We start from the raw sequence: 23,314 nt of genomic DNA on the forward strand, positions 1-23,314 counted from the left end.
CCCTGCCCGGCAGCACGCGCCGGGCAGGGGCGGGGACCGCACACCACCGGCCGGGAGACCAGATGACGGACGCCGCCGACCGCGCAGGCACCGGCGAACCCGCGGGAGTCGGCGCCGCCGCGCGGCTGCAGCAGCTCTTCGAAGGGCGCCGGCTCACCCCGACCCAGCGCCGCGTCGCGCACTTCCTGGTCCGGCAGGCGGCCGACGCGCCCTTCCTGTCGAGCGTGGAACTGGCCCGGCTGGCGGGTGTCAGCCAGCCGTCGGTGACCCGTTTCGCGGCCGTCCTCGGCTTCGACGGCTATCCGGCCCTGCGCGCCCACCTGCGGGCGGTCGCGTCCCCGGGCCACGGCCCCGACGAGGGGCCCGCCAACCCCTACCAGCGGGCCGTACAGGCCGAGATCGACAATCTGCGGCAGCTGGCGTCCCTGCTGACCGACCCCGCACCCGTGGAGCGCGCGGGCCGTCTGCTGGCCGCCTCCCGGCCGCTGCCGGTGCTCGGTCTGCGCGCCTCCGCCGCGCAGGCCCGCGGCTTCGCCTACTTCGCGGCGAAGGTCCACCCCGACGTCCGGCTGCTCGACGAGGGCGGCTCCCTGCTCGGGGACCGTGTCCACGCGGCCCGGCAGGCCGGGGCGAGCGCGCTGCTGTGCTTCGCGCTGCCCCGCCACCCGCGCGAACTCCTCGACGCCCTCGCCCACTCCCGGGCCGCCGGGCTCACCGTGGTGACCGTCGCCGACGGCACCTTCGCGCCGGTCGCCGCCCACAGCGACGTGCTGCTCCCCGCCGCCGTGGGCACCGGCCTGGTCTTCGACACCGTCGCCGCGCCCATGCTGCTGGGCCAGGTCCTCCTGGAGGCGATGTGCGACGCCCTCCCCTCGGCCCAGGCCCAGCTGGAGGAGTTCGACGTACGGGCCGCGGCCCGGGATCTGTTCGTCGACTGAGCGGCCCGGCACCGGCCGGGCCGCCGTCCCACCGCGCCACCCTCAGTCCGCGGAGCGCAGCGCCTTCCACACACGCGGGCGCACGACGCCGTCCTTGACGACCAGGCCCTTGGCGTACTGGAACTTCTGGACCGCGGCCGTCGTCCCGTCGTCGAACTCGCCGCTCACACCACCGGGTCCGAGGCTGTAGCCGCGCTTGGACAGCATGCACTGCACCTGCCGGACGCGGTCGCCGCTGTCCCCGGGGCGGGTGCGTCCGTTGCCGTAGTAGTAGGTGCAGTCCGTGAGCCATGCCGGAGTCCCCGGTTCGGTGGGCTCGTCGGGCGGGGTCGGCGAGGGATCGTCGGGCGCGCTGGTCCTCGTGTCGGGTGAGGAGGGATCGGTGGGTGCAGGGTCGTCGGAGCCGCTTCCGGCGCCCTTCCCGCTTCCGGTGCCGGACGCGGACGCGCCGGGGCCCGGGGTGTCGCCGTCGCCCGAGGCCCGCTCCTCCTTCTCCTTGCCGGACACCTCCGAGGCACCCGATCCGCCGTCGGGGGCGGCGCCCGCCCGGTCGGCGGACTTGGACGCCGGCAACGAGACGGAGTCGCCGGGCCGGGCGCCGGCGGAGTCCGTCGTCCCCTTGCGCGGCGAGGCCTCGGTCGTGGAGGGGCTCAGCACGGTGAGCACGACCCCGGCCGCCGCCAGGCAGGCGGTCAGGCCGGCGGCGCCGATCAGCACCCGCTTGCGGCGGGCCCGGCCACCGGGCGCCGTCGCAGGTAAGGGCTGGGCCGAGGCGTCGGCGGACGGCCCCGGCGCCGCGTCGGCCCCGGCCGCCGCCTTCGCCGCCGGCCGGGCACCGGGCTGGTCGAGGGGGACACGGCGCAGGGTCTCGCACGCTCGCTGCCGGGCGAGCACGCGACCGGCCAGCGGTTCGGGCCAGTCGAACGTCGCGGAGGGTCCGTCCGCCTCGGTGTCCCGTGCCGCGCCGGCCTCCGGGAAGTCGTACGCGACCGCTTCGGAACCCCAGGCGCCCCAGGAGTCCGAGGAGGCCGCCTCGATCAGCTGCCCGGGTGTGGGCCGCCGGCCGGGCTCCTTGGCCAGACAGGCGGCGAGCAGGGCGGCCAGACCGGGGTCGGCGTCCGCGATCTCGGCCAGCACGTCGGGGTTGGGTTCCTCGAACGCCACCCGGTGCATGACGTCGACGCCGGTGCCGTCGCCGAACGGGGCTCTGCCGATCGTCGCGAACACCAGCGTGCAGGCCAGGGAGAACACGTCGGAGGCCGTGTCGCACTCGCCGGTCCGCAGGTACTCCGGTGACATGTAGGCCGGGGTGCCGACCCGGTTGCCGGTGCCGGTGATCGCGCTGGCGTCGGCGGCCTTCGCGATGCCGAAGTCGATGACGTGCGCGCCCTGCGCGGACAGCAGGACGTTGGACGGCTTGAGGTCCCGGTGCACGATCCCCGCGGCGGAGAGGTCGGCGAGCGCCTGCCCCAGCTCCGCCACCAGCCGCCGCACGGCGGGAGCCGTCAGGGGCCCGTCCTCGTCCACGGCGGCCGACAGGTCGAGTCCCGGCAGATACTCCGTGGCCATCCACAGCATCTCGTCCCGGAAGCCCGTGCCGGCCAGGCGCGGCATGCGGGGCGTGCGGATCCGGCTGTGCACCGCCGCTTCCTGCTCGAAGCGGCGGCGGAACCGGACGTCCTCCGCGTACTCGGGCCTGATCACCTTCACCGCGACCAGGTCGGGCCCGCCGTCCGTGGGGCGCGCCAGATAGACGCGCCCCATCCCGCCGCTGCCGAGGAGCCCGAGCGGCACATAGGGACCGATCCGGTCCGGGTCGCCGGGGCGCAGCGGCAGGGCACCCGCCTGCCGCAGCGCCGGAGCCCTGTCCGCCGTGGATGATGGCGGCACCGGCCGCTGGTCTGACACAACACCCCCGAAATCACTTTTGACGTACGTCAGTTCGCCCCCAGATTGCTGAGGCTAGCTCAGCGGGGACTCGCGTTCCGGGTAATCGCTCACTTCCACCCCGTGAAAACGCTCACGAGGGACTGCTCAGGAGGTCTTCCGCCGCACCTCCGTCGTCCCCGAACCGATCAGCCCGATCCGCAGCACCGTGCCCGTGAGATCGGTGAACGACTCGACCTTCGCGCTTCCCTCCCCGCGCGGTGTGGACGCCTTCACCCGGTACGCCTTGGGGGAGGCGTCCCCGATCTCGACCTCCAGCACGGCCTGGGAGTTGGGCGGCAGCGTCACCAGGGTGGTGTGCGTGTCCGCGGAGCGGCGCACCTGGACCGACACCGGCCCGCGCAGCGAGGGCACCGTGCCCTCCACCTCCGTCAGCGAACCGGTCCGGGGCCGGATCCGGAAGGCCGCCGCGCCGGGCTCGCTGACCTGGACGCCGAGGATGTGCCGGGCCACGGCGTTGGCGGGTGCGGAGGCCCACGCGTGGGAGAGCGTCATGTTGGACTTCAGCGCGGGGTCCCACGCCTCGGTGACGATGGTCGCCTTCAGCGCGTCCAGCATGTGCAGCCACGAGTTGGTGGCCCCGGAGGTGAGCAGCGCGAGGGCGGCGTCGGAGCGGCCGAGCCGGAACAGCGCGTCCAGCAGGAACTGGGCCCCGTACACGCTGACCTTCATGCCGCCGGCGGCGAGGGTGTCGCCCAGCTTCGCCAGCACCGCCTTGTCCAGCCCGTCCGCGACCCCGAGGGCCACCGGGAAGGCGGTCGCGTGCTGGGCGCTGTGGGTGGTGCCGACGCCGTCGAGGAAGCGCCCGCCCGCGCTGTCGAGGAGGGTCGTCCGCATCGCCTTGGCGAGGGTGTCGGCCCGGCCGCGCAGGGCGGTCGCGTCCGCGTCCTTGCCGAGCGCCGCCGCGCACTCGGCCAGGGCGGCGAAGGCCGCGTACTGGAAGGCGTTGACGACCGTGTTGACGTTGGTGAACACATAGCCGTCCCGGCTCGCGACCGGCCAGTCGACCAGGTCGCCGAGATCCTGGCTGCTGCTGCCGGGCGCCTTGCGGACCAGCCCCGCGGAGTCCAGGTACGAGGTGAGGTTCTTCGCGGTCAGCAGGTCGTAGTCCTTGGCGAGCTGCCGGTCGTCGCCGGTGGCGAGATAGTCCTCCCAGGCGGAGATCGCGCACATCAGCCGGTACTCGGTGGGCCAGGTGCCCTTGCGGACCAGGTAGTCGTTCGACCAGCGGGCGAGGGCGTAGGAGCGCTGGACGCCGTACTCGGAGAGCTGGTTGATCAGCGCGTCGCCCTCGTACGGGCCGCGCTCACGGGTGGGCGTGTCGGTGTAGAGGTCGCCGCGGGTGGCCTCGATGGAGTAGCGGCACAGCTCCCAGACCCGGTCCAGGTCGGCGTCGGAGCTGCGGAACGTGGCCTGCGCGTCGTCCCAGTCGAGCCTCCAGGCACGACCGGTGACGACCGCCTTCGACAGGTCGAGCGAGGTGCGCAGCTCGGCCCAGCGGAAGCCGCGGTAGCCCCAGTGCTCGAAGCGCTGCTCGCCGTCGCGCAGGGTCCACACCTCGCGGTAGGTGTTGGTCGCGCGCAGCTGGTACCTGACCGTGCCGTCGGGGTTCAGCTCCTCGCCGAGACGCACCTCGACGGTGTCGCCCGCGTCGCCGGTGACCGCCAGGGCCAGTCCGCCGACGATCTCCCGGCCGAGGTCGACCAGCCAGCGGCCGTCGGCGACCTTGGTGACGGAGGCCGGGGGCACGTCGTGCGGACGGATCGCCTCGATCAGCGCGGGCACCAGACCGCCGATCGCGGTGCGGACCACCGGCTTGAGCCAGTCGCCGTCGTCGAAGCCCGGCTTCGTCCAGCCCACCGGCTCCCGGCGCAGGTCCCAGTACTCCTGCGGAACGGTGAAGTAGCTGCTGCCCGCGCTCCCCTTGGAGGGCAGCAGACCGGCCTGGCGGCGGGCCTTCCAGTGGTCCCCGGAGGCGACGGTGGAGCGGCTGCCGTCCGTGTACGTGATCTCCAGCTGGGCCAGGAACTTCTGCTGGGAGGTGGTCCAGCACAGCGCGGCCAGCGCGTTGGCCTTCCCGTCCGCCCGCAGCGTGGAGGTCACGTCGAACGCCTGGTAGGCGGTGCCGGTGCCGGAGCGGACGGAGGCGTACCCCACCGTCGTGCCGTTGCTCCACACCTTGGCGACGTACTGCCGGGCCGGATCGGGGGAGGTGGCCGCGACGTAGAGGATCGCGGCGGCTATCTCCTTGCCCGCCTTCGTGTCGTACTCGTGGCGCAGCAGCGCCCAGGTGTCGTCGGCCCCGTAGGAGGAGAGCGAGGAGGCGCCGGCGGGGAAGGCGAGGACGCCGCCGGAGACCGTGCCGGTGGTGAAGGTGCCCTTGTCGGAGGCGAAGTCGTCGTCGAGGAGGACCGTGCCGTCCGCGGCCGTGAAGGTGACGCGGTCGTAGGTCTGCGACTCGGTGCTGCCGTTGCGCAGGCCGACGTTGCCGGAGGCGTAGCGGCTGTCGGTGGTGGTGTCCACGACGGTGCCGTTCACGGTGGTGGTGAAGGTGGCGCCCGTCATGGTGACGCCGAGGTCCACCCACTCCCCGGCGGCGACCGCGAACGGCAGCCGCACCTCGCCGAGCACGGTGTACGTGCCGTTCACGCAGACGTGCTTGCGCAGCACTCCGGTGGTGCCCGCGCGCAGCTGCCACATGTAGTTGTTGGAGGTGTTCGCGGCCCGGAACCACAGCCCGGCCGCCACGGCGGTGATCTTCACGCGGACCGTGAGGGTGCCGTCGGTCATCACCGGCCCGGCGGGTGCCCAGACCGGCTTCGCCTCCCACTCGTCCTCGACCGACGTGGCCAGCAGGACGGGCTCCGACCAGGCCGAGCGCTTGTTGCTCCAGCTCCTGACCCGCCACCAGTAGGCCGTACGGGGCTTCAGCGCAGGCCCGCCGTACGGTACGGCCGTGGAGTCGGCGGAGTCCCGCTTGCCGGAGTCCCACAACAGCAGGTCGTCGTCCGCGAAGCCGCCCGGGGTGGTCGCCACCTGGAGCTGGTAGGCGCGCTGCACGGTGCCCTCGCGGAAGTCCGGCACCTGCCAGCTGAAGCGGGGGGCGCTCCCGGCGTCCGTACCGAGCGCCCGCGGCAGCAGGTCCGTGAGCATCCCGGTGGGCACGAGAGCCTCCTCGGCGACCGCGGCCATGCCCACCGGTCCCGGTCCGGCGAGGGTCCGGGGCGCGGACAGGACGACCGAGGCCGCTGCGATGCCGCTGAACTGGAGGAGTCTTCGCCGTGAGAAGTCCTGCGCCATGGTGCATACCTTCGGTCGAGGGTCCGGGGGCTGAGGGTCGCATCATGAAAGGTTTCAATGCGATTTCCCGGAGGTTAGAGTTCCGTGCCGAATCCGGTCAATAGTGGGCCGCGAGTGAATTCCTGAGGAATGAAACGTTTTAATCAGCTCTACCCGGACGCGTCGGCCGGCGGACGAACCCGGCGTTCCGGTGTCATCGGGCTCGGCGTTCCGGTGTCACCGGGCTCGGCTAGAGTCTCGCCTCACCTCGGCCGGACGTCCTGGCCGGGGCTGTGCGCTGGGGGTACGGCACCATGGGGCCCGAACGAACGGACCTGCCCGGTTACGAGATCCAGGAAGTCCTGGGCCGGGGCGGATTCGCCACGGTCTACCGGGCCCGGCAACTGGCCGTGGGCCGCGAGGTCGCGCTGAAGGTGGACAGCCGCGTGCTGTCCACACCGCGCGACCGGCAGCGCTTCCTGCGCGAGGTCACGGCCGCCGGGCAGCTGTCCGGGCACCCCCACGTGGTCCCGGTCTACGACGCCGGCGTCCTCGCCGACGACCGCCCCTACATGGTGCTGGAGCTGTGCCCCGGCGGCTCGCTCGGCGACCGGCTGCACCGGCAGGGCGCGTTCCCGCTGAAGGAGGCACGCGACATCGGGGTGGGCCTGGCCGACGCGGTGGCCGCCGCCCACGCCGCCGGAGTGCTGCACCGCGACATCAAGCCCGGCAACGTCATGGTCAACCGGTACGGCGGCGTCGCCCTCGCCGACTTCGGCCTCGCCGCCATGCCCCGGCCGGGACGCGAACTGTCCGTGACCCGGGAGGCGTTGACCCCCGCGTACGCGCCGCCCGAGGCGTTCCACATGGCGGAGCCCAGCCCGGCCGGCGATGTGTACTCCCTGGCCGCGACCGTCCACGCCCTGCTGTGCGGACGCCCGCCGCACCATCCCGAGGACGGCACCCAGCTCAGCCTCGCCGAACTGATCGTGCGTCACACCTGGCCCTACGCCGACCTCCCCGGAGTGCCGCCCGCCCTCAACGCGGCGCTCCGGCACGCCCTCGTGGCCGACCCCGCCGGGCGGCTGTCCGACGCGGGCGCGTTCCGCGACGCCCTCGCCGCGGTCGACCTCGACACCCTGGACCTGCGCGGGGGAGGAGGCGGAGGGTTCGGCCCGGCGCCCGCCATGACCACGGTGCCGTCGCACCCGGGCACGCCGCCCACGACCATCCCGCCCACGACCGCCCCGCCGTACCGGGGCGCCCCGGCCACGACCGTGCCGCCGTACGGAGTCGTCCCGCCGGGCCGGGGCGGTACGACCGTGGTGCCCGGACCCGAGGGGGACGGCGACGGCGGCGGGCGGAAGGCGGCGCGGCGGCGGCCCGCGGTGCTCGCCGGGTTCGCGGCCGTGGCCGTGGCCGTCTCCGTGAGCGTCTCCGTGACCGTCGTGACGTACGGGAACGACGACGGCGCGGACGGGGCGAAGGACTCCTCCGCCTCACCGTCCACCGGTGCCACCGCCGGGGGCGCGGGGGCCTCGGGGTTCGAGGTGGCGACCACGGCGGAGAACTGCCCCGCCACCGAGGTCGCCGGAGTGGGCGGCCGATGCGTCGCCACTGCGGAGTGCTGGAGCGGCATCGTCGACATCTCCGGCATCGTCACCGTCAGCCGCGCCGACTGTCAGGCCAAGCACGTGTGGGAGACCTTCGCGATCGCCCCGCTGCCCAAGGACGGCATGACGAACAACGCGCGCGACCTGATCAGGCACCCGGACGTCAAGGCGCTGTGCTCGCAGAAGGTGAGGGCCGCGACCATGACCGCGGGCGGCCGTGGGGTCGCGAAGGAGTGGAACGTCGACATCGTCCCGCCGTCGGAGACGCAGTGGGACAAGGGACTGCGCGTCTTCCGCTGTGTGGCCGCGGCCGTCACGGACGACGGCGAGAAGACGGGGAGCCAGTTCACGGTGACGAGCTGACCATGGCCCTGTCACGGCCGTCAGACCTCCGATCACCTGTCAGTGACGGGACTCTCATGGCACGTCGGCCGCATTGCCGCGACCATGGTGTTCCTCACCAGGCAGGCCGAAGGGATCCGGAATGCTCCGCAAGGTACTGGTCGCCAACCGTGGCGAGATCGCGATCCGCGCGTTCCGCGCAGGCTATGAAGTGGGCGCGCGGACGGTCGCCGTCTTCCCCCACGAGGATCGCAACTCGCTGCACCGGCTCAAGGCCGACGAGGCCTACGAGATCGGCGAACCGGGCCACCCCGTGCGGGCCTACCTCTCCGTCGAGGAGGTCATGCGCGCCGCCCGCCTCGCCGGCGCCGACGCCGTCTACCCGGGCTACGGCTTCCTGTCCGAGAACCCCGAGCTGGCCCGGGCGTGCGAGGAGGCCGGCATCACGTTCGTCGGCCCCAGCGCGCACATCCTGGAGCTGACCGGCAACAAGGCGCGCGCGGTGGCCGCCGCCCGCGCCGCCGGCGTACCGGTGCTCGGCTCCTCCGAGCCCTCCACCGACGTGGACGAACTGGTCCGCGCCGCCGACGGCATCGGCTTCCCCGTGTTCGTCAAGGCCGTCGCCGGCGGCGGCGGGCGCGGCATGCGCCGTGTCGAGGACCCCGCCGCGCTCCGTGACGCCATCGAGGCGGCGTCCCGCGAGGCCGCCTCCGCGTTCGGCGACCCCACCGTCTTCCTGGAGAAGGCCGTCGTCGAGCCCCGCCACATCGAGGTGCAGATCCTCGCCGACGGCCACGGCAACGTCATCCACCTCTTCGAGCGCGACTGTTCGGTGCAGCGCCGCCACCAGAAGGTCATCGAGCTGGCGCCCGCCCCGAACCTCGACCCGGCCCTGCGCGACCGCATCTGCGCCGACGCCGTCCGGTTCGCCCGCGAGATCGGCTACCGCAACGCGGGCACCGTCGAGTTCCTCCTCGACCGCGACGGCAACCACGTCTTCATCGAGATGAACCCTCGCATCCAGGTCGAGCACACGGTCACCGAGGAGGTCACCGACGTCGACCTCGTCCAGTCCCAGCTGCGGATCGCCGCCGGGGCCACCCTCGCCGACCTCGGCCTGTCCCAGGAGAGCGTCACCCTGCGCGGCGCCGCCCTGCAGTGCCGTATCACCACCGAGGACCCCGCCAACGGCTTCCGCCCCGACACCGGCCGGATCAGCGCCTACCGCTCGCCCGGTGGCTCCGGCATCCGCCTCGACGGCGGCACCACCCACGCCGGTACGGAGATCAGCGCCCACTTCGACTCCATGCTGGTCAAACTGACCTGCCGGGGCCGCGACTTCACCACCGCCGTCAACCGGGCCCGGCGCGCGGTCGCCGAGTTCCGCATCCGGGGCGTCTCCACCAACATCCCGTTCCTGCAGGCCGTCCTCGACGACCCCGACTTCCAGTCCGGCAACGTCACCACCTCGTTCATCGAGCAGCGCCCGCACCTGCTCACCTCCCGCCACTCGGCCGACCGGGGCACCAAGCTGCTCACCTATCTGGCCGACGTCACCGTGAACAAGCCGAACGGCCCACGGCCCGACCTCGCCGACCCGACGGCCAAGCTGCCGAGGGCCGCGGCCGCCGTGGCCGAGCCCCCGGCCGGCTCCAAGCAGAAGCTCGTGGAACTCGGCCCGGAGGGCTTCGCCCGCTGGCTGCGCGAGTCGCCGACCATCGGCGTCACGGACACCACCTTCCGGGACGCCCACCAGTCGCTGCTGGCCACCCGGGTCCGTACCAAGGACATGCTCGCCGTCGCCCCCGTGGTCGCCCGGACCCTGCCGCAGCTGCTCTCCCTGGAGTGCTGGGGCGGCGCCACCTACGACGTCGCGTTGCGCTTCCTCGCCGAGGACCCCTGGGAGCGGCTGGCCGCCTTCCGCGCCGCCGCCCCCAACATCTGCCTCCAGATGCTGCTGCGCGGCCGCAACACCGTCGGCTACACGCCGTACCCGACCGAGGTGACCGACGCCTTCGTCCAGGAGGCCACCGAGACCGGCATCGACATCTTCCGGATCTTCGACGCCCTCAACGACGTGGGCCAGATGCGGCCCGCCATCGACGCCGTACGGGCCACCGGAACGGCCGTCGCCGAGGTCGCCCTCTGCTACACCTCCGATCTCTCCGATCCTGCCGAGCAGCTCTACACCCTCGACTACTACCTCCGGCTCGCCGAGCAGATCGTCGAGGCGGGCGCCCACGTCCTCGCCGTCAAGGACATGGCGGGCCTGCTGCGCGCCCCCGCCGCGACCAAGCTCGTGACCGCGCTGCGCCGCGAGTTCGACCTGCCGGTGCACATCCACACCCACGACACCGCAGGCGGCCAGCTCGCCACCTACCTCGCGGCGATCCAGGCCGGCGCCGACGCCGTCGACGGGGCGGTGGCCTCCATGGCGGGCACCACCTCGCAGCCGTCGCTGTCCGCGATCGTGGCCGCGACCGACTACTCGGACCGCCCCACGGGACTGGACCTGCGGGCCGTCGGCGACCTGGAGCCCTACTGGGAGAGCGTGCGCCGCGTCTACGCCCCCTTCGAGGCCGGACTCGCCTCCCCGACCGGCCGCGTCTACGACCACGAGATCCCCGGCGGCCAGCTCTCCAACCTGCGCACCCAGGCCGTCGCCCTCGGTCTCGGCGACCGCTTCGAGGACATCGAGGCGATGTACACGGCCGCCGACCGCATCCTCGGCCACCTCGTGAAGGTCACGCCCTCCTCCAAGGTGGTCGGCGACCTCGCCCTGCACCTCGTCGGGGCCGGGGTGTCGCCCGCCGACTTCGAGGCCACGCCCGACCGGTTCGACATCCCCGACTCCGTCATCGGCTTCCTGCGCGGCGAGCTGGGCACCCCGCCCGGCGGCTGGCCCGAGCCGTTCCGCAGCAAGGCCCTCCAGGGCCGCGCCGACGCCAAGCCCGTCCAGGACCTGAACGCCGAGGACCGCGCCGGACTGGAGAAGGACCGCCGCGCCACCCTCAACCGGCTGCTGTTCCCCGGCCCGACGCGCGAGTTCGAGAACCACCGCCAGACCTACGGCGACACCAGCGTCCTCGACAGCAAGGACTTCTTCTACGGCCTCGGCCCCGGCAAGGAGTACGCCGTCGACCTGGAGCCCGGTGTGCGGCTCCTCATCGGCCTGGAGGCCGTCGGCGAGGCCGACGAACGCGGTATGCGCACGGTGATGTCCACCCTGAACGGCCAGCTGCGGCCGATCCAGATCCGTGACAAGGCCGCCTCCTCGGACCTCCCCGTCACGGAGAAGGCGGACCGCTCCAACTCCGGCCATGTCGCCGCCCCGTTCGCCGGGGTGGTCACCCTCGCGGTCGCCGAGGGCGACGAGGTCGCGGCGGGCGCGACCGTCGCCACCATCGAGGCGATGAAGATGGAGGCCACCATCACCGTCTCCAAGGCCGGCCGGGTCTCCCGCCTGGCCATCAACAAGATCCAGCAGGTGGAGGGCGGCGACCTGCTGGTCGAGATCGTCTGACCTCCGCGTCGGGGCGGGCGCCTCAGGGCACCGCCCCGGCCGGCCACCGTGCCGCCGACACCAGGTGAGCCGTGAAGGCGTGCCGCGGGGCGGTGAGGACCCGGCGGGCGGGGCCCTGTTCGACCATGCGCCCGGCGTCCATGACCGCGATGCGGTGGGCGACGGCGGCGGTGTCCAGGTCATGGGTGATCAGGACGAGAGCCGGTCCGGCCCCCGCCGCGTCGCCGCACAGTCCGGTGAGGACGTCGAGGATGCCGCGCCGGGTGACGGCGTCCAGGCCCGAGGTGATCTCGTCGCAGAGCAGGACGCGCGGACGGGCGAGGAGGGCGCGGGCCAGCGCGGCGCGCTGGAGTTCCCCGCCCGAGAGCCCTGCGGGACGACGCCGCACCAGTTCCGCCGGGAGACCGAGACGCCGCGCCGTCGTCAGCGCCTCCGCCTCGGCCGTTCCCGCGTCCAGTCCGCGCAGCCTGACCGCCGTGCGGGCGATCTGGTCCCGTACCGGCCGGTGCTCGTCGAAGGAGGCACGGGCGTCCTGGAAGACGTACTGCACCGCCGCCAGCTGTCCCCGGTCGCGATCGCGCAGGCTGTGCGGCAGCGGGGTGCCGTCGAGGAGGATCTCGCCGTCGAGGTCCCGGTGGAGCCCGGCCAGACACCGGGCGAGGGTGGTCTTGCCGCTGCCCGAGCGTCCGACGACGGCCAGCGACTCGCCCGCACACAGGGCGAGTTCGTCGGCGTGCACGGTCACCCCCGTGCCGCGTGAGCCGTCACGGTGACGGGCGGTGAGACCGCGGACCCGCAGGACGGGCGCGGCGGCGGTCCGGGCGACGCGGGCGGGGGTTCCCTCGCCCGGGCCGGTGCCCTCGTCCGTCCGGGGTGTCGGCCCCGTCTCCGGCAGACTCGGTCGCGCGGACAGCAGTTGCCGGGTCCACGCGTGCCGGGGAGCCTCCCACACCCGTGCGGTGGGACCCGACTCCACGACCCGCCCCTCCCGCATGACGTGGACCTCGTCGGCGAGCGCGCGGACGACGTCGAGGTCGTGGCTGAGCAGGACGACCGCGATGCCGCGCGCCGCGACCGCCGCCAGCTGCTCGACGACGAGTGCCTTGGTCAACGCGTCCTGTCCGGTGGTCGGTTCGTCGGCGACGACGACCCGGGCCCCGAGCAGGAGGGCCTGGGCGAGGACCACCCGTTGCTGCTGACCGCCGGAGAGCTGGTGCGGATGGCGCGCCAACAGCGCTTCGCCGTCGGTGAGTTGTGCCTGAGCCAGGGCGCGCAGTACGCGGTTCCGGGCGGCCGCGCGGCGGGCGCGCCGGGGGAGGTGGCGTACCTGCGGGCGGGCGATGTCGGTGAGCAGGGCGCTGATCCGGCGGGCGGGGTTGAGCACGGCCGCCGGATGCTGGGGCACGTACCCGACCGGGCCCGCCGCGGCGAGGCGGACCTCGCCGGTGACGCGCGCCCCTTCCGGGTACTCGCCGAGCAGCGCCAGCCCGGTGGTCGTCTTCCCGCTGCCGGAGGCGCCCACCAGCGCGGTGATCCGGCCCGGCAGCACCCGCAGGTCCACCCCGTCCACGATCGCCCGGCCGCCCACCTCGACCCGCAGGCCGGTGATCTCGGCCAGGGGGGCCGGGGCGTCCCGGCCGGCTTCGTCGTCGTACCGCGTCACCGTCGTCCCTCGCCTGTGCGGACCCGCGCCGGAACCCGGCCGTGCTCGCGGCGCCCCGCCGGACCGCCAGGCCTCTCCAGCGCCGCGTCGAAGAGGAGGTTCGTGCCCGTGGTCAGCGCGACGATCAGCAGCGCGGGGACGACCACGGCCCAGGGCTGCACGAACAGACCCGTACGGTTGCGGTCGACCATGACCGCCCAGTCGGCGGCGTCCGGGGCCACCCCGACACCGAGGAACGCGGCGGTGGCGACCAGGTACAGGACACCCGTGAGCCGCGTCCCGGCATCCGCGCCGAGGGTACGCAGGATGCTGCGGCCCACATGCCCCACGGCGGTACGCCACCACGTCTCGCCCTGGAGGCGGAGCGCCTCGACGACCGGCCGGGCGGCGGCATCCGTGGCGGCGGCGCGCACGAGGCGGGCGGCGTCCGGCACGTTGACCAGGGCGACGAGGAGGGCGAGACCCACGGCTCCGGGGGTGAACACGGACGCCACCAGCAGGATCAGCAGCAGCGACGGGACCGAGATCAGCACGTCCAGGGGCCGCATGAGCAGTTCCTCCAGCCACCGGCGGTGGGTCAGCGCCGCGAGCAGGCCGACCGGCAGGGCGACCAGGTAGGCGAGCGCTCCGGCGCCGAGCGCGGTCAGTACGACGGGCCGGCCGCCGTGCAGGACCTGCTGCCCCACGTCCCGGCCCGTGAAGTCCGTGCCGAGCCAGTGCCCGTCGCCGAGCGTGAAGGACGTGGCCCGCGGCCCCGGCTCCCCGGCGAACACCGGTCCCAGAAGGGCCAGGAGAAGGGGAACGGCGACGACCGCGACGCCGAGCGCGAAGCGCGTCGTACGCCGCCGGGCGCGGGCGACGGCACTCGCACCGGGATCGGTGCCCCGCGTCACGCGGCCACCCCCGCCCGGGGGGCCAGACGCCGGGCGACCACGTCCGCGCCCAGGTTGAGGACGACGGTCAGGACGCCGAAGACCACCGCCAGGCCCTGGACGACGGGGACATCGCGTTCGGCGACGGCGTTGAGCAGAACGGTGCCGAGCCCGGGGATCACGAAGAGGGCCTCCACGACGACGACGCCGCACAGCAGCCAGTCCACCGTGCGGGCGAGTTGCTGGGCGGCGGGGGCGAGCGCGTGGGGGAGCGCGTGGGCGTAGCGGACGCGCGCGCCCGGGATCCCGCACCGGCGGGCGTGCGCGACGAAGGGGGAGGCGAGGGCGTCGACCATGCCCGCGCGGACCAGGCGGGTGAGCGAGCAGACCGGCCGGGCGAGCAGGACGAGGACGGGCAGGACGAGCGCGGCCGGATGCGCGAGCAGGTCGCCGCCGTAGCCGACGGCGGTCGGCGGCAGCAAACCGAGGCGCAGCGCGAACACGGTCACCAGCAGCACCCCGAGGGCGAACTCGGGCACCGCGTACACGGCGAGCGTCACGGAACTGACCAGCCGGTCGACCGGCCCGCCCTCGTGCCGTGCGGCCAGGACGCCCAGCCCGAAGCCGACCGGTACGAGCAGGGCCACGGTGAGGGCGGCGAGCAGCAGGGTCGGGCCGAAGCCGTCGGCGATGTACCCGGCCACCGGGCGGCCGGAGGTGAGGGAGGTCCCGAAGTCGCCCTGCGGCAGGCCGAGCGCCCAGTCGGCCAGCCGCTCGTGCACGGGCCGGTCCAGGTGCATCGCCTCGCGGATGGCGGCGATGCGCGCCGGGTCGGGCTGGTCACCGGCGACCGCGACCGCGGCGTCGCCCGGCAATGCCTCGGTGAGCGCGAAGACCAGCAGCACGACGGCCACGACCTGCGCCGCGCCCAGCAGGAGGCGCCGGGCCACGAAGGGGAGCGGGGGCGCCGGGCGGGTGCCGCGCGGTCGTGGCCGGTCGCGCGGTTCCCCGCACCCCTCCGGGGTGCTCGGCGTCACGCCAGCCACACCTTGTCGAAGCGTGCCCAGTCGAGGGTGTTGGCGGGCGCGTCGGTCCGGACTCCCTTCACCTGCTTGCTCGTTCCGATGATCCAGTCGGCGAACCCCCAGATCAGGAAGCCGCCCTCGGCGTACAGCCGGCGCTGCATCCGCTCGTAGACGGCCCCGCGCTCGGTCCTGTCCCGGGTGGACTGCGCCTGCCGGTACAGCGCGTCGAAGTCCTTGTGGTGCCAGTGGGTGGCGTTGGTGGTGGAGTCGGTGAGCAGCCGCTGCGAGATGTGCGCCTCGATGGGCATGGCGCCGGAGCGGTAGCAGGAGAGGGTGCCGGAGTCGAGGATGTCGCTCCAGTACGAGTCCTTGCTGCCCATCCTGACCTCGACGGTGACGCCGGCCTTCGCGGCCTGGTCGCGGAAGATGCCGGCCGCCTCGGTGAATCCGGCGGCCACGGCCGAGGTGTCCAGGGTGACCTTCAGCTTCTCGGCGCCGGCCCGCTTCAGCAGGGCGCGGGCCCGGTCGAGGTCCTGTTCGCGCTGCGGGAGGCCGGCGGCGTAGTACTCGTAGCCCTTGCCGAACAGGTCGTTGCCGACGACGCCCGCCCCCGACAGGGCGCCGTCGACGAGTTCCTGACGGTCGGCGATCAGGAAGAACGCCTCCCGCACCCGCTTGTCGTCGAACGGCGGCCGGTCGGTCTTCATGCAGAACGCCTGCATGGCGCTGTTGCGCAGCCGGACGATCTCGATCTGCCCCTTGTCCTCGTGGGCGCGGGCGGTGGCGGGGTTCAGTTCGTGGGCGTACTCGACCTGGCCGCCGAGGAGCGCGTTCACCCGGGCCGACTCCTCGTTGGCGACGACGAATTCGAGTGTGTCCAGGTGCGGGGAGCCGTCCCAGTAGGCGTCGTGGCGGCGGAAGACGGCCGAACGGCCGGGGGCGAAGGACACGAAGCGGAAGGGCCCGGAGCCGATCGGTTTCCGGTCGAAGTCGCCGTCGGCGGTGTCCTCGGGGACGATGTAGGCGCCGAACGCGGCCAGCACGTTGGGGAACTCGGCGGTCGGCCGCTTCAGGACGAACTCGATGTCCCGCTCCCCGGTGGCCCGGCTGGCGTCGAGGTCGATGGGCTCCAGGGACGCCTTCGCGCGGAACGCCTTCCTCGGGTCGGCGATACGGCGGTAGCTGAACAGCACGTCCTTCGCGGTGACCGGGCTGCCGTCGTGGAAGGTGGCCTCGCGCAGGGTGACCCGCCATCGGTCCAGGGCCTTGTTCGACTCCCACTTCGCCGCGAGGCGAGGCCGCGCGGACAGGTCGGCGCCGTAGTCGGCGAGCTTGTCGAACAGGGCCTTGGCCCTGGCGACGTCGGCGAAGAGACTGGCCAGGTGCGGGTCGAGGGTCTCACTGGCGCCGCCGCCCGCGAACGCGGCGCGCAGCCGTCCGCCGCGCTTCGGTCTGGCGTCGCCGCCTTTGGCCCCGGCGTCCGTGCCGCCGCCGTCGCCGCATCCCGTCAGGGCGAGCGAGCCGAGTGCGACGGCACCGCCGGCGGCGAGGAAGCCGCGTCGGCGCAGACCGGGGAGACGTTCGTCGTGCATGAGGGTTCCTTGGGTGTGATGGAAGGGAGAAGAGAGGGAGCGTCAGGCGAGCCGGGCGACGAGGTGCAGCCGGTCCGCGTCGGCCGTGGAGCCGGGCAACCGGCCCTCCTGCCACGGCGGTTCGGTGCGCGGGCCCGGCCCGTCGTGCAGTTCGAGCACCTCGAAGCCGTGCGCGGTCAGGACGTGGCGCAGCTCCTGCGGGAACAACAGCCGCCAGGCGGACCGCTGTTCGGCCTGCGGTGTGCCGTCGTCCGAGGTCCAGACCCGTACCCGGCGCAGCAGTTGGGCGGTGCGGTCCACAGTGAGGGTGGTGGTGGACCGGTAGGCGGTGCCCTGCCAGGTGAAGGCGTGCACGGCCGGGGTGTCGAGCAGGTCCGTGCGGCCCAGGAAGTAGGCCCCGTTGCGCATCTCCGCGACCAGCAGCCCGCCGCCGGCGAGCGCCCGGCGGCAGGAGGAGAGGAAGCCGTCGAGCTGGGCGGCGGTGTGACAGTACAGCAGCGCGCTGTCCAGGCAGACCACCGCGTCGAAGACGGCCCGGCCCAGGTCGAAGCCGTGCAGATCGGCCCGCACGTACTGCGGCCCGGGATGCCGGTCACGGGCGTGGGTGAGCATCGACTCCGAGACGTCGGCGCCGGTCACCGTACGGCCGGCGCGGTGCAGATGGGCGGCGTCGCGCCCGGTGCCGCAGCCCATGTCCAGGACACGGGGACCGGCTCCGTGGCGCCGCAGGCAGTCCTCGGCCCAACGCCCGGCCAGCCGACCGGGATCGGGGAAGCGGGCCTCGTACAGCGCGGGGTTGTCGGTGAGGAGGTTGGCGGCGGTCATGCGCTGCTCCGCTCACCGGCCGGGGCGGTTGTGGCCGGCGCGGGGCGCGCGGGAAGCGCCCCCAGCCGGTGCAGCCGTCCCACGCCGGCCGCCGAGAGGAGCCCGAGGACGGCGCAGCACACCCAGGGCAGCCAGGGGTGGCCGCCGCGCCCTCCGGCGTCCATGGCCCACCCGACGACGGTGTTGCCCACGGCCGCCGCGACGCCCGAGACGACGTAGAAGATGCCGAAGTACGTGCCGGTCAGCTCCTCGCGTCCGAACCGGGGGATCAGCTCCATCACGAACGGTGAGGCGATCATGAGGCCGAGGTGGAGAAGCAGTGCCCCGAGCAGGACGGGGACGAGGGCGAGCCGTCCCGAGGCCCCGACAGCGGCCGCCAGGGCCGGCGGCAGGAAGGCCAGACCGGTCACGGCGAGCCCTGCACCGATCCAACGGGTCCTGTCGCCACGGGACGTGAGCCATCGGGTGATGCGCAGCTGCAGCGCGAGATTCGCGAGCGTGCCGACGACGAGGACGAGTCCGGCCGCACCGTCCCAGCCGGTGGCCTCCCTGGCCCCCGTGGGCAGCAGCAGGTACAGCTGGTTCTCCAGGGTGAACATGCCGACCATGGCCAGCGCGAACGCCAGGAAGGCACGGTTGCCGAGCACCTCGCGCCAGTCCCCGAGGACACCGCCGCCGCTCGGCTCGGTCCTGCGCGCGGGCAGGACCAGGGCCTGCGCCACGGTGAGGACCGCGAAGATCCCGGCGGCGGTCAGCGCCGACGTGCGGAAGTCCACCAGCAGCAACACGCTGCCCAGCAGCGGTCCGATCAGGGCCCCGGCCGTCGCGAAGACGTTGAACAGCGCGAACGCCTCCGCCTTGCGCTCCCCGGACTCCTGCGACAGGTACGCCCGCACCGCCGGGTTGAACAGTGCCCCGGCGAGTCCGCTGAGCACCGACGCGGCGAGCAGCACCGGCAGCCCGTCGCCGAGCGCGAACAGCGCGAACCCGACGGTCCGTAGCGCACAGCCGGCGATGATCACGCCCCGCGCGCCGAGCCGGTCCGAGGCGGACCCGCCGATGATGAACAGGCCCTGCTGGCTCAGGTTCCGGACGCCCAGGACGACCCCGACGACGGCCGCCGACATGCCCAGGTTCTCGGTGAGGTGGGTGGCGAGGTAGGGGATCAGCAGGTAGAAGCCGATGTTGACGCCGAGCTGGTTGACCAGCAGGAGGCGGACGGCGAACGGGAAGGCGCGTATCTCATGCCAGGTCTGCACGGCGTGTCCCCTCCGTCGCGCCGAGCGGTCCGTTCGCCGCGGCTGCCGGGTCGAGCGCTGCGCTCCCCTCGGGTCGGGCCTCGTCGTCGTCCTCGTCGTGTCCGCCGGTCGGGCGGCGGCGAACTCCCAGTCCGGGGAGCCCGGTTGTCGACACGTGTCCGTCGGTGCCGCCGATTCCGGTCCAGGGGTCGGCGGCGAGCAGGAGATGGCCGTCGAGGTCGACCCAGCGGGCCCGGTCCACGAGATGGACGGCGGGGGCGAGACCGAGGCTGCTGGCGGTGAGGCAGCCGAGCATCAGCTCGGTGCCGCTGCCCTCGATCGACTCGGCGATCCGCAGGGCCGCGTGGACTCCACCGCACTTGGCGAGCTTGACGTTGACACCGTGCACCCGTCCCGCCAGCCGCCGTACGTCCTCCAGCCCCACCGCGTCCTCGTCGGCGATGACGGGCAGCGGCGAGCGCTGCGCGAGAGCCGCCAGCGCCTCCGGGTCACCGGGGGCGAGGGGCTGTTCGACGGCCTCCACCCCGAGGTCCGCGAAGCGCGGCAGCAGGGCCTCGGCCCGGGCCGTCGTCCAGGCGCCGTTGGGGTCCAGGAGCAGCCGGGCGCGGGGCGCGGCGGCACGGACGGCCCGGACGCGCTCGACGTCCTCCTCCGGGTCCGGGGCCCCGGCCTTCACCTTGAGGACCCCGAAGCCGCGCGCGGCCAGGCGGCGCGCTTCCGCCCCGGCGCGGGCCGGTGAGGTGATGCCGATGGTCCGGGCGGTCGCGGCCGTCGGGGCGGACGGGGCGCCCAGCAGTCGGTGGACGGGGCTGTCCGCGCGCTTGCCGGCCAGATCGAGGAGCGCGGCGCCGACGGCGGCGGTCACGGCGGGCGCGGTCGCCGGGGCGCCGGCCCACTCGCCGTCGACCAGGGCCTCCAGCGCGCTCTCCGGATCGCGGAAGCGGGCGAGGTCCACGGTGACGTCCGCGAACAGCCGGTCCAGGGTGCCCGTGTCGAGGCCGTAGTACACGCTGGTGACGGCCTCGCCGTGGCCGTGCCGCCCGTCGTCGTCCTCGACGGTCAGCCACACCGCGTCACGCGCGGACATGGTGGAGCGGGAGATGCGCAACGGCTCGGCGAGGGCGAGGCGTACGGTGCGCCGGGTGGCCTTCACAGTCTCTCTTCCGGACGGGGGACCTGGAGCGGGTCGCGGACCCTGCCGCACCGGACCCAGCCGACGGCCTCGGCGGCGCCGGGATGGGGGATCTCGACGGGGCGGACGGCGGCGGAGGCCGGGTCGATGCCGTGGGCGGCGGCGAAGTCGTCGTCGTAGACACTGCCGAGGTAGCGGTGCGGGCCGTCCGGGAAGACGGTGGCGACGACGGCACCGGGGTGGACGCGGGCCACCCAGGCGGCGACGAGCGCGACCGCGCCGGTGCTCCAGCCGCCGCTGACGAAGCTCGCCCGGGCGAGGCGGCGGCAGCTGTCGACGGCCTCGGCCGGACCGACCCAGTGCACCTCGTCGAAGGCGTCGTAGGCCACGTTGCGCGGATGGATGCTGCTGCCGAGGCCCCGCATCAGCCTCGGCCGGGCCGGCTGCCCGAAGATCGTGGAGCCGGTGGAGTCGACGCCGACGAGGCGCAGCGCGGGCCAGTGCCGCCGCAGCGGGCCGATGATCCCCGCGCTGTGCCCGCCGGTGCCCACGCTGCACACCAGGACGTCCACGTGATCGAGCTGCACGGCGAGTTCGGCGGCGAGCGAGGCGTAGCCGGCGGTGTTGTCGGGGTTGTTGTACTGGTCGGGCCAGTACGCCCCGGGCAGGACGGTGAGCAGGTCCCGCAGTCGCGTCAGACGGGCCGCCTGCCAGCCGCCGACGGCCGCCGGGCGGTCCACCAGCTCCAGCCGGACGCCGTGGGAGCGCAGCAACTGCCGCATGGACGGCTCCAGTTCGCTGTCTCCGACCAGGACGACCGGATGGCCGAGCGCCTGTCCGGCGAAGGCCAGCCCGATGCCCAGCGTGCCGGAGGTCGATTCCACCACGGGGGCGCCGGGCAGCAGCTCACCCCGCTCCCGGGCGCCCAGCAGCATGGACACGGCGGCCCGCGCCTTCATCCCGCCGGCCGCGAGCCCTTCGAGTTTGGCCCAGAACCCGGGCTGCGGGCCCGGCAGATCGGCGGTGATCCGCGCCAGCGGTGTCCGCCCGACCAGCGACAGCAGCTCCGGACGGGCGACGGCACGGAGGACGGTCGTGGACGTCACCGGCGCTCTCCCGTCAGGTGACGGACACCCCGGCCGGGGTCCGTTCCGTCCGAGCGGTAGCGGTGCAGGGTGCCCGGCCCCGCGTCCAGCCAGAAGAAGGGGTACGGCTCCGCGCACACCGCGCTCACGCCGTGACCGAGGAACCGGGGCAGCACCGCACTGCCGGTCTGCGCGAACATCACCAGCTGCTTGCCCCGCGCCAGCGCGTGCCGCCGCAGCGGCTCGAAGCTGCCGTTGCCCAGCGTCATCCCGGAGACCAGCAGCGCGTCACAGGACTCCGCGGCCGCGAGCGCGTCGGTGACGACCGGCTCCCCCCACTCCGTGACGCCGCCCTTGAGATCGCACGGCACATAGCGCAGTCCGCGTGAACGCAGCTGCTCCAGAAGGGAGTTGACGACCCCCACCACGAGCACGGTGGAGCCCTCGGGCAGATCGAGCAGTTCGACGACGGCCCGCGCCCGGGCCCGTGACTTCTCCAGCGAGGTGCCGGCCGGCAGCGGGAAGGGGTGGGCCCCGCGTTCCGGGGTGTGCGGGCCGGCATGCATCAGATAGGCGTCGAGCGCGGCCACCCGTACCGGGAGAAGGGGGTGTGCCAGGAGCCGGGCGGCGTCGGCGCCGACGCAGTCGTCGACCGCCGAGTCCGGCAGGGCGCCGGGCTCGACCGCACAGGACCCCACGGCACCGGCGAGACGCAGACTGAGCACCTCGTTGCGATAGCCGGTGCCCCGCCCGTCGTGCCGCACCGCCTGCCGCGTCACGAACGCCACCGCGATGCGCAAGGTCCGTGGATCCGGGCCGAGTTCGCCCGCGAGGACACGCTCCAGCAGGTTCTCGTACGTGGTGGCGGCGCCGGCCGCCCGTGCCACGGTGGTCACCGGATCACCAGCCCGGCGCGCACCTCGGCCAGCAGTGCCTCGACCTGTTCGCGCGCGCCCGGCCCGGCCGGGTCGCCCACCATGACATGACCGAGGTACTCGTTGTTGCTGCCGGCCTGCCTGACCTGCCGGCCCGGCTCGGCGAGCTGCGCCTCCAGCACTCCGGCGGCGTCGGCGAGCGGGCCGCCGTCCAGCGCCTCCAGCGTGCCCGAGGCATGCGGTACGAGGAAGCCGACGGCCGCGCTGCGCAGTCCGGTCTCCCGGCGCCGCAGATCGGGCGCACGGCCGAGCGCGACCTCCACGGCGGCCGCGGCGAGGTCGATGCCGGTGACATGACGGATCAGCTCGGTGATGCGGTTCCCGGCGGGCCGTGGGTTGACCTCGACCACGCGCGGACCGGCCGGGGTCAGTTTGATCTCGGTGTGGGCCACGAGGCCGTCGGTCAGCCCGAGGGCCTTGAGCGCGCTGAGCGCGGTCTGTTCGGCGGCCTCGGTGTCGGCGCCGGTCAGGGCGGCGGGGAACATGTGCCCGGTCTCGATGAACGCGGGCGCGCCGCCGACGCTCTTGTCGGTCACGCCCACGACGTGCACGGCCCCGGCGTGCGACACGGTCTCGACGCTCACCTCGGGACCGGTCAGCAACTCTTCGAGCAGCACGGCCGGCACCCGTCGCTGCCCGCGCGCGTTCAGCGGGAAGTCCGCCAACGACCTTACTGCGGCGGCCAGTTCGGCCTCGCCGTCCACGCGCCGGACGAACATGCCCGCGCACAGGTCGACCGGCTTCACCACCAGCGGATAGCCGATCCCACGCGCCGCGCGGGCGAGATCGGCCCACTCCTCGTGCAGGGCGAAACGGGGACCGGGCACATCGGCGTCGGCGAGGACCCGGCGGGTGGCGTCCTTGCGGCAGGCGTCCTCGACGGCCCGCGGACCCGGCCCCGGGAGGCCGAGGCGGTCGGCGATGCGGGCGACCGTCGGCAGGTAGTAGTCGCAGGAGGAGATCACCCCGTCGAAGCCGAACACCCCGTGCAGCCGCTCCGCCTCCGGCAGGAGGGTGTCGAGGTCGTTGGTGTCGGCCGTGACCACGTTCCGGGCGCCGAGGAGCGGGTGGGCGGCTCCCTCGGGGGCGGAGCGCAGGTAGTGGTGCAGGTCGCGGGTGAGGAACGTGAACTCGTGCCCGCCCTCCAGGATGGCCCGTGGCAGCAGTCTGCTCATCGATCCGACCCAGCTCTCGACCACCAACAGATGAGCCACAGCTCCCCTTTTCGTGCGGTGCGTTTCGGCGTCAGGGCAGCCCGACGACGCCCCCGCGGAGGGGGCGCCC

General features: G+C 73.9%; 15 protein-coding genes. 3 read left to right on the forward strand and 12 right to left on the reverse strand.

The features are described from left to right. Positions 1-62 precede the first annotated feature (62 nt). On the forward strand, positions 63-938 hold the full coding sequence (locus PYR72_RS41780) for a MurR/RpiR family transcriptional regulator (protein WP_275460117.1): 876 nt from the start codon (positions 63-65) through the stop codon (positions 936-938). Between the two features lie 42 nt (positions 939-980). On the opposite strand, the gene PYR72_RS41785 is transcribed toward PYR72_RS41780, so the two are convergent. Further along, positions 981-2,828 (reverse strand): serine/threonine-protein kinase, encoded by a 1,848-nt coding sequence (locus PYR72_RS41785; RefSeq protein WP_275460118.1) that lies wholly within the window; start codon positions 2,826-2,828, stop codon positions 981-983. 144 nt (positions 2,829-2,972) lie between these two features. After that, complete coding sequence (locus tag PYR72_RS41790) at positions 2,973-6,185, reverse strand: family 78 glycoside hydrolase catalytic domain (RefSeq protein ID WP_275460119.1); 3,213 nt, start codon at positions 6,183-6,185, stop codon at positions 2,973-2,975. A gap of 293 nt (positions 6,186-6,478) precedes the next feature. On the opposite strand from PYR72_RS41790, the gene PYR72_RS41795 reads away from it, so the two are divergent. Together PYR72_RS41795 and PYR72_RS41800 are read left to right on the forward strand one after the other, a co-directional pair. Next, positions 6,479-8,140: a serine/threonine-protein kinase gene (locus PYR72_RS41795; RefSeq protein WP_275460120.1), complete on the forward strand. Its 1,662-nt coding sequence runs from the start codon at positions 6,479-6,481 to the stop codon at positions 8,138-8,140. Between the two features lie 121 nt (positions 8,141-8,261). After that, positions 8,262-11,642 carry a pyruvate carboxylase gene (locus tag PYR72_RS41800; RefSeq protein WP_275460121.1) on the forward strand — a complete coding sequence of 1,127 codons (3,381 nt, stop codon included), beginning with the start codon at positions 8,262-8,264 and terminating at the stop codon, positions 11,640-11,642. Between the two features lie 22 nt (positions 11,643-11,664). Here the strand turns inward: PYR72_RS41800 and PYR72_RS41805 are convergent, their stop codons facing one another. The 10 genes from PYR72_RS41805 to PYR72_RS41850 form a co-directional block, all read right to left on the reverse strand. Beyond that, positions 11,665-13,305, reverse strand: coding sequence for an ATP-binding cassette domain-containing protein (locus tag PYR72_RS41805; protein WP_275460122.1), 1,641 nt, complete (start codon positions 13,303-13,305; stop codon positions 11,665-11,667). Continuing rightward, entirely contained in the window at positions 13,302-14,198 is an 897-nt protein-coding gene (locus PYR72_RS41810; RefSeq protein ID WP_275460123.1) for an ABC transporter permease, read from the reverse strand. The genes PYR72_RS41805 and PYR72_RS41810 overlap by 4 nt, the downstream gene beginning before the upstream one ends. Then, positions 14,195-15,127 carry an ABC transporter permease gene (locus tag PYR72_RS41815; RefSeq protein ID WP_275460661.1) on the reverse strand — a complete coding sequence of 311 codons (933 nt, stop codon included), beginning with the start codon at positions 15,125-15,127 and terminating at the stop codon, positions 14,195-14,197. The genes PYR72_RS41810 and PYR72_RS41815 overlap by 4 nt, the downstream gene beginning before the upstream one ends. Before the next feature lie 83 nt (positions 15,128-15,210). Beyond that, positions 15,211-16,794 (reverse strand): ABC transporter substrate-binding protein, encoded by a 1,584-nt coding sequence (locus PYR72_RS41820; protein WP_275460124.1) that lies wholly within the window; start codon positions 16,792-16,794, stop codon positions 15,211-15,213. 42 nt (positions 16,795-16,836) lie between these two features. Next, entirely contained in the window at positions 16,837-17,619 is a 783-nt protein-coding gene (locus PYR72_RS41825) for a class I SAM-dependent methyltransferase (protein WP_275460125.1), read from the reverse strand. After that, positions 17,616-18,878, reverse strand: coding sequence for an MFS transporter (locus tag PYR72_RS41830; RefSeq protein ID WP_275460126.1), 1,263 nt, complete (start codon positions 18,876-18,878; stop codon positions 17,616-17,618). Before PYR72_RS41830 ends, PYR72_RS41825 begins: the two co-directional genes overlap by 4 nt. After that, a complete protein-coding gene (locus PYR72_RS41835; RefSeq protein ID WP_275460127.1) occupies positions 18,862-20,031 on the reverse strand; it encodes an enolase C-terminal domain-like protein in 1,170 nt (389 codons plus the stop codon). Before PYR72_RS41835 ends, PYR72_RS41830 begins: the two co-directional genes overlap by 17 nt. Next, positions 20,028-21,116 carry a PLP-dependent cysteine synthase family protein gene (locus tag PYR72_RS41840; RefSeq protein ID WP_275460128.1) on the reverse strand — a complete coding sequence of 363 codons (1,089 nt, stop codon included), beginning with the start codon at positions 21,114-21,116 and terminating at the stop codon, positions 20,028-20,030. Before PYR72_RS41840 ends, PYR72_RS41835 begins: the two co-directional genes overlap by 4 nt. Then, a complete protein-coding gene (locus tag PYR72_RS41845) occupies positions 21,113-21,991 on the reverse strand; it encodes a DUF364 domain-containing protein (protein ID WP_275460129.1) in 879 nt (292 codons plus the stop codon). Before PYR72_RS41845 ends, PYR72_RS41840 begins: the two co-directional genes overlap by 4 nt. Continuing rightward, entirely contained in the window at positions 21,988-23,244 is a 1,257-nt protein-coding gene (locus PYR72_RS41850; RefSeq protein ID WP_275460130.1) for an ATP-grasp domain-containing protein, read from the reverse strand. The genes PYR72_RS41845 and PYR72_RS41850 overlap by 4 nt, the downstream gene beginning before the upstream one ends. Positions 23,245-23,314 lie beyond the last annotated feature (70 nt).

The sequence above is a fragment of the Streptomyces sp. VNUA24 genome, assembly GCF_029167005.1.
In the GTDB taxonomy this organism is placed as follows: Bacteria; Actinomycetota; Actinomycetes; order Streptomycetales; family Streptomycetaceae; genus Streptomyces; species Streptomyces scabiei.